The organism is Hyalangium sp. (assembly GCF_035629615.1).
GTDB lineage: Bacteria > Myxococcota > Myxococcia > Myxococcales > Myxococcaceae > Hyalangium.
Map to the genome: position 1 here is coordinate 1 of NZ_DASPHO010000177.1, position 8986 is coordinate 8986.

At 67.0% G+C, this 8986-nt stretch carries 8 protein-coding genes; 2 read left to right on the forward strand and 6 right to left on the reverse strand.

Features of this window, described 5'->3' with window-relative positions:
- A partial coding sequence (locus tag VD972_RS09155; protein WP_324983973.1) for a beta-ketoacyl reductase occupies positions 1-2122 on the forward strand: 2122 nt, incomplete at its 5' end.
- A 3-nt stretch (positions 2123-2125) separates the two neighbouring features.
- On the opposite strand, the gene VD972_RS09160 is transcribed toward VD972_RS09155, so the two are convergent.
- The 4 genes from VD972_RS09160 to VD972_RS09175 form a co-directional block, all read right to left on the reverse strand.
- Positions 2126-3481, reverse strand: coding sequence for a cytochrome P450 (locus tag VD972_RS09160; RefSeq protein WP_324983976.1), 1356 nt, complete (start codon positions 3479-3481; stop codon positions 2126-2128).
- A gap of 83 nt (positions 3482-3564) precedes the next feature.
- On the reverse strand, positions 3565-4038 hold the full coding sequence (locus VD972_RS09165) for a hypothetical protein (RefSeq protein WP_324983979.1): 474 nt from the start codon (positions 4036-4038) through the stop codon (positions 3565-3567).
- 223 nt (positions 4039-4261) lie between these two features.
- The gene (locus tag VD972_RS09170; RefSeq protein WP_324983985.1) at positions 4262-6067 is read right to left on the reverse strand and encodes an ABC1 kinase family protein; all 1806 of its coding nucleotides are present in this window, start codon (positions 6065-6067) and stop codon (positions 4262-4264) included.
- Positions 6068-6115: 48 nt separating this feature from the next.
- Complete coding sequence (locus VD972_RS09175) at positions 6116-6391, reverse strand: hypothetical protein (protein WP_324983988.1); 276 nt, start codon at positions 6389-6391, stop codon at positions 6116-6118.
- 115 nt (positions 6392-6506) lie between these two features.
- On the opposite strand from VD972_RS09175, the gene VD972_RS09180 reads away from it, so the two are divergent.
- Entirely contained in the window at positions 6507-6824 is a 318-nt protein-coding gene (locus VD972_RS09180) for a hypothetical protein (protein ID WP_324983993.1), read from the forward strand.
- A gap of 19 nt (positions 6825-6843) precedes the next feature.
- Here VD972_RS09180 and VD972_RS09185 read toward each other — a convergent pair whose 3' ends face one another.
- Together VD972_RS09185 and VD972_RS09190 are read right to left on the reverse strand one after the other, a co-directional pair.
- Entirely contained in the window at positions 6844-7554 is a 711-nt protein-coding gene (locus VD972_RS09185; RefSeq protein ID WP_324983997.1) for a 2OG-Fe(II) oxygenase, read from the reverse strand.
- Between the two features lie 184 nt (positions 7555-7738).
- Positions 7739-8986: serine/threonine-protein kinase (locus VD972_RS09190; protein WP_324984001.1), on the reverse strand; the 1248-nt coding region annotated here is incomplete at its 5' end.

Genomic DNA, 8986 nt, shown 5'->3' on the forward strand with positions numbered 1-8986 from the left:
GGAGAAGGAGACGCTGCTGGGACACCTGGGCCAGCTCTACGCACTGGGACACCCGGTGGACTTCAGCAAGCTCTACCCAACCTCCGCTCGCAAGCTGGCTCTTCCTTCCTACTCCTGGCAGCGCGAGCGCTTCTGGATCGAGGAGCTTCCTGGAGCTGCGGCGGCGACGGCGCACCCGGCAGCATGGCGGCTGTCCGATGAGCTGGCGGAGTGCCTCTACGAGGCGAAGTGGATCGAGAAGGAGCCCGTCAGCTCCGCGCCAGCGGAGGGTGGCTCTCAGCCGGGCCGTTGGTTGATCTTCTGCGATCGGGGTGGAGTGGGAGAGGCACTGGCAGCGCGGCTGGAAGCGGAGGGCCACACCTGCGTGCGAGTGTCATATGAGCTTCGGCCTGACAGCGCGGAGGGGATGGATCGGCTGGTTCGAGAGGTGTTCCACGGTGGCGCGAACTTCCGAGGCGTCGTGCACCTGGGGAGCCTGGATGTGGCCTCCGAGGCGGGTGCCTCATCCGAGTGGCTGAGCACGGCGAGGACCCTCGGCTGCCAGAGCGTGCTCCTGCTGATACAAGCGCTGATGAAGGCAGGGCTTCGGGACTCGCCGAGGCTCTGGCTGGTGACGCGCGGCGCGCAGGAGTCCGGCGCCTCCTTGGCCCAGGCGCCGCTCTGGGGGCTCGCGCGGAGCGTGACGTACGAGGCCCCTGAGCTGCGCTGTACCTGTGTGGATCTGTCCTCCGAAGGGGGGCCTGGAGACATGGGGCTCCTGGTCTCGGAGCTCGCTCGCAACGAGGACGAGGAGCAGCTCTCCTTCCGCGGCGGCAGGCGGTATGTCGCCCGGCTGGTTCCGGATACCGGGGCCACTCGGCTCCGCGCCTCCAGGCTGACCATCGCCTCCAACGCCACCTACTGGATCACGGGGGGCTTCGGAGGCGTAGGCCTGCACGCCGCGCGCTGGCTGGTGGCGCGAGGAGCACGCCACCTGGTCCTCCTGGGGCGCAGCGGCGCCTCGGCATCGTCGGAGCCAGTTCTCGCGGAGCTGCGTGCAGCGGGCGCGGAGGTGCGAGCGCTTCGCGCGGATGTCTCCCAGCAGGAGCAGCTCACCGCCGCCACTGCCGAGGTGCTGCGCGACATGCCTCCGCTGCGAGGCATCATCCATGCGGCGGGCGTGATGGATGACGTGGCCCTCTCCCAGCTCACGCCCGAGCAGCTCCACCGCGTCATGGAGCCCAAGCTCGAGGGCACGTGGAACCTGCACCGGGTGTCCCAGGGGCAGCCGCTCGACTTCTTCATCCTCTGCTCCTCGGTGGCCTCGACGCTGGGCTCCCCTGGCGCCGCGAGCTATGCCGCCGCCAATGCCTTCCTCGATGCGTTCGCTCACTTCCGGCGGCGGCAGGGCCTGCCGGCGGTCAGCATCAACTTTGGCTCCTGGCACCAGGTGGGGATGGCGGGGCAGTCCCGGCGCGAGGAGCGGCTGGCGGCGCGCGGGCTCGGCAGCCTGACGCCGGAGGAGTCGCTGGAGGTGCTCGAGTGGCTCGCCTCCACCCGCGTGGCGCAGCGGATCGTGATGCGCCTGGATCCCCGCCAGTGGAAGGAGTTCTTCCTGAGCGCGGCGACCTCCTCGTTCCTCGCCGAGCTGGGGGCCCGGCGCACGGGCTCCGAGGTGGTGAAGCGCCACGAGGGGACCTTCAAGAAGGAGCTGTTCCAGCGCGAGCCTGGCGAGCGGCAGGGGCTGCTGGAGAAGCATGTCCAAGAGCAGCTGGCCCGCGTCCTCAAGGCGCCCGTCTCCCGGGTGGGGCTCCAGACGCCCGTGATGCAGCTGGGCGTGGACTCGCTGATGGCCATGGAGCTGCGCAACCGGCTCGAGGCGAGCCTGGAGCTGAGCCTCCAGGCGACGCTCGTCTTCCGCTATCCCACCGTCTCGGGGCTCGCCGGATACCTCGCGGAACGGCTCGGCCTGCTGGCCCAGGACACCCAGGGGCTCGCGGTGGCGCTGCCTCCATCCGTCCAGGCGGCTCCCTCCCCGAGCCCCTCGGCTCCCGTGGCGGATCCGCTCTCCAGCCTGGAGGCGATCGAGCAGCTCTCCGAGGAGGAGATCCTCCGCCTCTTCGCGGAGAAGACCGGGGGATGAGCGCTAGCTCAGCAGGGCCCGCATGTGGATCGGCTTGTCGGGGTGAAGCGTCACGAAGGGCACTGCCCGCACCTCGGGGTGGTCCGGCGGCAGCTCCAGCTTGAAGCGCTGGGCGGCGGCGGCCAGGAACATCGTCCCTTCAATCATCGAGAGCCGCTCCCCAATGCACTTGCGCTGGCCCGTGCCGAACGGGATGTAGGCGAAGCGATTGCGCTCGGGCTGGCCTGGCGCGAAGCGCTCCGGCATGAACTCGTCCGGGCGCTCCCAGAAGTCCGGGTGGCGGTGCGTCAGGAAGATGCAGAGCGCGATCATCGAAGTGCCCCCTCCCTTCACCTGATAGCCGCTGATCGTGTCCTCCCGGAGAGGCGATCGGGTGATCATCCACGCGGGAGGATAGAGGCGGAGCGCCTCCTCGAAGACCATGCGCGCGTAGGTGAGCCGAGGCAGATCATCGAAGGTGGGAAGCCGCCCTCCGAGCACCTGCGTCGCCTCCTCGCGCAGGCGCTCCGCCACGGCGGGGTTGCGCGCCATCTCGTACCAGGCCCACGTCAGCGCCATGGCCGTCGTCTCCGAGCCGGCGGCGAGCAGGGCGATCAGCTCATCGCGGATCTGCAGGTCCGTCATCGCCTCGCCCGTCTCCGAGTCCCGCGCCTCCAGCAGCATCGTCAGCAGGTCCTCGGGCCGGTGGTCGGACTGTCTCCGCTCGCTCAGCAGCCGGTACGAGAGCCCATCCAGGATCCGCATGGCCCGGTGGTAGCGCCGCGTCTGGGGCAGAGGGAGCCACAGGGGTGGGTTCCACTGCGAGTCCAGCCGCTTGTTCATGAAGCCCAGGCAGAGATGCAGCGCCTCCAGCAGTGGATCGACCTGGCTCTCCACTCCACTGCTGAACAGCGTCTTGACGGCCACGAGGGTCGTCAACCGCATCATCTCCGTCTCAATCTGCAGCGTGGCACCGCTCCGCGCAAAGCTCTCCCAGCGCTGGAGCGTCTCCCCGATCACCTGCCCAATCAGCCCGGAGAGCGCCGCGTAGCGGTGCGCGTGGAACAGCGGCTGGATGGTGCGGCGTTGACGCTTCCAGTAGTCACCCTCGCTGGCGACGAGTCCGTTGCCGGTGATCTCCCGCAGCCGCCGGACGAAGAAGGGGTGCTTGCGGTAGTTGTCGGCGTGCTGGATGAGCACGTGCTTGTGGTGCTCGGGGTTCGTGAGCAGGTAGACCTCGAGGCTCGGCCCCAGCGCCAGGCGAACGATGTCGCCGTACTTCCGCCAGGCATCGCGCATGTATCCCATCTTGTCGCGGAGGACCGCGCGGCCCGCGCCAAAGAGGAGATATCCACCAGGACCTGGAGGGAGAGAGGGCATGAACCATGCCTTGCCACACGTGACAGCCTGATGCCAAGGGACGGCTCGCCGTCAGTGCCCCAACGCCTGGGGCCGGCCTCCCTTCACCCTAGGGCCAACCTGCGCAAGAACAGCCGCGCCATGAACTTGGGAGCGCTCCGCGGGGCCGGAGAGGAGACGGTGCTCCGAGGCTGCGTGTCCCCTCGCTGGGCCAGCACCGTCGCCAGCGCCAAAGTGCGGCTGGCGGCATGCGGCATGCGCCAGGGCTGGAACACGTTGCCGCTGGTGGTGAAGAACAGCTGCGTCATCTCGTCTCCGCCAAAGCCGCACACCCTCAGGGCGTAGCGCTCCAGCAGCTCCCGGCGCGCCTTGCTGAAGTGCCGGCCCGCGGTAAACGACACCTCCAGCCCGTCCAGGTCCAACACCAGATCCACCTTGCGGCCAAACGGGGCCAGCCCCTCCTCCATATCCTGGCGCCACTGCTCGACATCCGTGGCACTCACCAGCAGGCACTGGGAGAAGCTGGCATGGACGACATCATGGGTCGCGTCGTGCTTGAACGAAATGCGCCAGGACATGATTTTTCCCTATATCCAGTTTTACTGGCCCTATTGGGATTATCTGCGTACCACTGGAAAAGTTTCTTTCCGGTGTAACCATGCTTTAGCGGTTTTTGCGGCTCTTGGCAAGCAGCTCTATTGAAAAATTCCTCCAGCGAACACTCTTGAGTGAAAAATAGTGCTCAAGAGCCTGGAGCGGAAGCCCTCCAGGCCAAATGTATTGAAGTGTGGGTGTACTCCTTCAGCGGGCCAGATCGAAGGAAGAGCCTTCCTTCTGCTCGAAGCGGCGGCGCAGCTGGAAGAACAGCTGGAAGACATAGAGGCCGAAGATCGCCACCGCCAGCCACAGCTCGCCCCGGAGGTCCGGCAGGCTCGCCATCACGCGGGAGAACCAGCTGCCTTCCGTGAGCTGGAAGCCTGACCAGGTCTTTCGCAGGAAGGCCGCCAGGGCCAGCGCGCTGAGCAGCAGGGCCCCCCGGGAGATCACCGAGAAGATGACCTTGCCAAAGTAGCCCGCCTTGCTCAGCTCATTCTGGAAGCTCCGCGCCTTCCTGCGGATCATCTCGCTCTCGAAGTAGATGTTCTCGGCCAGCGCCGCGGGCGCCTCCATGGCGCTGCTCATGCTCTCCATCTGGGCCATCAGCCGCCGCTTGTCCATGCCCGCTTTCAGCCGCCGCGCCCAGACCTTCTGCTGGTAGCGCTGCATCAGCTTGATGTAGTTCACCTGCGGGATGAGGAACATGAGCGACGCATCCAGCGTCGTGGACGCGCGGTTGAGGCGCATGAACTCCCAGGTCGCGGGGATGCCGTGATCCATGCTGATCCGCCCGATCTCCAGCGTCGCGCTCGTCAGCGACTTCTCGTTGTAGGGCAGGCCCTTGATGCTGGTACGTGTGGCCCACGTGCGCAGGGCCCGGACGATCAGGCTCTTCACCTTGTCCACGCTCTCGGCCCGCGGCAGGGGAGGGCCCATCAGCAGGAACATGTCCGCCACCTTGTCGTACTCGCCCCTGCCCATGGAGCGGAACAGCAGCCGGTACTTCTTCGCGCTCCCCTCCTCGAACGAGCCCACCGAGCCAAAGTCGATGAGCGCGATCCGGCTGTCGCGCAGCAGGAGGATGTTGCCGGGATGGAGATCCCCGTGGAAGAGGTTGTCCTCGACCACCTGCCGCACGTGCGTGAAGTAGAGCCGCTCACCCACTCGCTGCGGGGAGACGTTGTTCTCCGCCATCCACCGCTGCAGGAGGATCGGATCCGCCTCGGACACGGCGATGAACTCCGACATGAAGACACCCTCGAGGAACTCCATCACCAGCACCCGCTGGGTGCACAGGCGTGAGAACGCCTTGGGCGCGTAGACCTTGTGATCGCGCAGCGACCGCCGCATGCGAGTGATGGACATCGCCTCGATGCGGTAGTCGAGCTCCTCTGTCAGCGTCTTCTCCAGCTCCCACAAGCCCTCCTCCCAGCGGCCGTGGGGGGAGATCTGGAAGCGCACGAGCAGGAGGACGACGAAGCGGATGTAGCTCAGATCCCGCTTGAAGTGATCCTGGATGAACGGCCGCTGGACCTTGATGGCCACCCGCACGCCGTTGTGCCGCAGCCGCCCCTCGTGCGTCTGTCCGATCGAGGCCGCGGCGATGGGCTGCTCGTCGAACTCGCTGAAGAGCTCGCTGATCGAGTCCCCGAGCTCTCTCTCGATGATCTCGCGAGCCACCTCGCCCGGGAAGCCCCGCGCGCGATCCTGCAGCAGGGACAGCTCGTCGCAGAAGGCTTGCGAGAACATGTCCCGGCGCATGGCCAGCACCTGTCCGACCTTGACCCAGGCGCCCCCCATCTTCTCCAGGAACAGCCGCGTGTGTCGGCCGGCCCTGGCCGGATCGGGCTTTCTCCAGAGCCGGGCGATCCCCGAGCTCCAGAGCATCGCCCCGAAGAACACGAAGATCTGGAAGAGGCGCATCCGGCTCGGAGGCAGAACCGGACGCACCTCGACGCGTCGCCGGGCCTCCCGACTGAGGAGGGGAGTGGGAATGAGCCTCTGCTTCAACACTCGGGATGCTCCTCCGGGCCTTCGTCGCTCCGCTCGAAGAGAGCCTTACGGCCAGAGGGAGGGCACGTTGCGCATCCGGTTGTTGCTGCGCTCGCGGACCACGACGACGATGGGCTGCGCGTTGGCGGCGACGACCCCTTCCGCCTTCAGCTGAGCGATCGCCTCGGCCACCTGCGCCATGAGCTTGCCCTGCTTGCCCTTGCGCAGCGCCTTGATCTTCTTCTTGCTCTTGCGCCCGAGGTCGAGGACGACCGGAGCAACAGCGCCCGACTTGTCAGCAGAGGGAACTTCAGTTGAAGGGGCAACGATTTCACCTGGCAAGATCACGCCTCCTGAGGGTAGGATGAGAGGGTCAATACGCTGTCAACCTAGCATGGCCCCGGCAATGGCTGTAGTGTTCATGGACGGACAACGATCCGTCAGCGAGGGACCAGAGATGACGCAGATGAAGCTCCATAAGGCAATCAAGCGGGTCACCATCCTGAGGCAGGAGCCTTCGGGCGAGATCGTACCGCTCGTCCTCGAGCGGAAGTCGAAGCGCAAGAAGCAGTCGAAGCGCCTGAAGATGATGGAGAAGATCACCCGGCAGATTGCCCAGGCCACGATGACCTTCGCGGAGACCTATTCCGGCCAGCACCAGAAGTCGAACCGGAAGAAGAAGGATGGTTGGTTCCGGGATCTCACCTACAACCTCTCCGAGGCGCGCCGGAAGTCGGACAAGAAGCTGCGCCTGGAGAAGCTCCTCTTCGGGTGAGTGCCCGCGGGCGAGGGCCCTACCTCGGCGCCGCCCGCTGCTGATGGTGCATGTCCAGGTAGGCTGCGAAGCCTGCCTTGGACTGGATCCGGAAGGTGGGGATGCGTGCCAGCACCTCCGGGCCGAAGGCGTACTGCTCGCAGACGAGGCTCGCCCGGAGCGCTCCCTCAGAGCCGCCTGTGAAGGGCTGGACCTCGTGCTGGAGATCTCCGCGGAACTGCACGAGGAGACCGGGCCGAGGCAGCACCTTGCCCACCGGCTGATCTCCTCGCAGCAGGTGCAGTGCGCCTCCCTTCGCTCGAGCGGGCACCTCGAGGTAGAGCACGCTGACGTGCTCGGGGAACGCGTTGGGGACGCCGCTGGGCTCCTCCAGAGTGGCGTCGATGTGCCGCCCCACGCCCTTGCCGGCCTCCAGCAGCAGGAGGTTCAAGTAGAAGGCGTTGGGCCGGAGGCGCTCCTTGCGAGGGCCGAAGAGCCGCTCGCGCCAGGGTAGGAGCGCCCGCGTCGTCGCCGGCTCCATCACCAGGGACAGGTAGTCCGCGAGGAAGGGGAAGCGCTCCAGCAGCGTGGCCTTCCCCGCCTCGGTGAAGAGGAAGGCGAAGCCCTTGCTGGCCTCGAACGTGCCCATGAGGGGGCTGCGCGCCACCAGGCGTGACGCGAGCAGGGCCTCCCGGAGAGACTCGAGCCGGGGGCCCGTCAGCGCGTCGCGGTGGGTGACGTACTCGCTCACGGCCCCAAGCGTACCGGGTCCCGGGCGGAGAGGGGGACTTCCGGACGTGAGAACGGGCGCTCGCCCGTCACCTCGGCCTGCCTGGAATCATCCCCAGCACCTCCTGCTCCCGGGCCCACGGCGGGCTGTACGGTGCCGCACCCAAGGGCGAACTCGGCGAGGAGGACGAAGAACTGGCGCGGATTCATGGCTGCGCCGAGGTGGGTGTTCGCGGTGAAGTGAAGAGAGGCACGTAGCAGCCGTCCTCTCCGTCGAAGGCTTCGTTGCCGCATGGCGGCTTCGCGTCGCTGATGGGACCGATCCAGCAGGCCCCGAGGATGACGCGCTGAGTACGCGGGTCGCAGGGTGGCTTCTTCTGCCCAGGGTACGCCTTGGGGGGCATGGGCCTCCCGAGGGAGCGGATGGAATCCATCTCAGTGCGAGGAAGTGAGTGCTCCACGCTCGCCAGGGCCTCGTCCGCCACACCCCCATCCGTGGCGAACTGAGCGATCTCCTCGGGCGTGGCGAGCCAGGGCGCAGGCGTCGGCTCGAGCACATGGGGCGTGCGCGGCTGCATGGCAAGCGCCACCACGAGGCCACTCACGAGGCCAGCGCTGGTCAGGGAGAGCCATGCAGGGAGGGTGGGCCCGCTGGCGGGACGCCGACGCTTCTTCCGCGCGGAACGCAGTGGACGTGCCGGCGCTGTGTCCGAGAGATCCTCATTGGAGAGAGTCGAGGGTCCAGATTCATCCACCCTCTCCTCCGCGCTGGAAGGTGCCCCATATGCCGGAACTCCTTCCTCGGTGGGCACAGCGCTCGGCGTGGGGAGAATGGGCCTGTCCGCCTGGGGCCCGGTCGACCTTGCGAGCACAGCGGCCTCCCCGGCGAGCTGCTCTGCGGTCCCGCGCTGCTCCCGGTCATCGGAGACCAGCCGGAGGATGAGCATCTCCAGTTCCAGGCACACGGTCGCCATGGCGCTGGGGGGCAATACCTCCCTCTCCACGGGCTCACCGCCGTCCGTGCATGGGGGAAGGTACACCTCCGTCACCATGCGGTAGAGGGTGACGCCCAATGAGTAGAGGTCATCGGAGGCGGTGGAGTGCCAGCGGGCCTCCAGATCCTTGCGGAACTGCCATTGGAAGCGGCGCTGCTCAGGAGGACGGTACGCGGTGGTGCCCGGGGGCGCGGTGGTGTCCGTGAGGGGGTGGGCGCCAACGAACCAGCCGCTCCCCCAGTCCACCAGCACGGCCCTGCCTGCCGCAGTCACCCTTATGTTGTCCCCCTTTACATCCCGGTGAAGCGCTCCGCACGCATGGGCAGCCGCCAATCCACTCGCGAGTTGTTCCAGTACCTGCAACACCTCTCGGGAAGAGCGCGGCTGTTCCCGGAACCAATCGTAGAGGGTAAAGCCCTCTACCCACTCCATGACGACGTAGGGGTACTTGGGGCCGTG

Bases quoted from the DNA above. Each gene is read 5' to 3' on its own strand.
- VD972_RS09160 (WP_324983976.1), bottom strand. From the start codon at position 3,481: ATGCCCTCTCTCCCTCCAGGTCCTGGTGGATATCTCCTCTTTGGCGCG.
- VD972_RS09165 (WP_324983979.1), bottom strand. From the start codon at position 4,038: ATGTCCTGGCGCATTTCGTTCAAGCACGACGCGACCCATGATGTCGTC.
- VD972_RS09180 (WP_324983993.1), top strand. From the start codon at position 6,507: ATGACGCAGATGAAGCTCCATAAGGCAATCAAGCGGGTCACCATCCTG.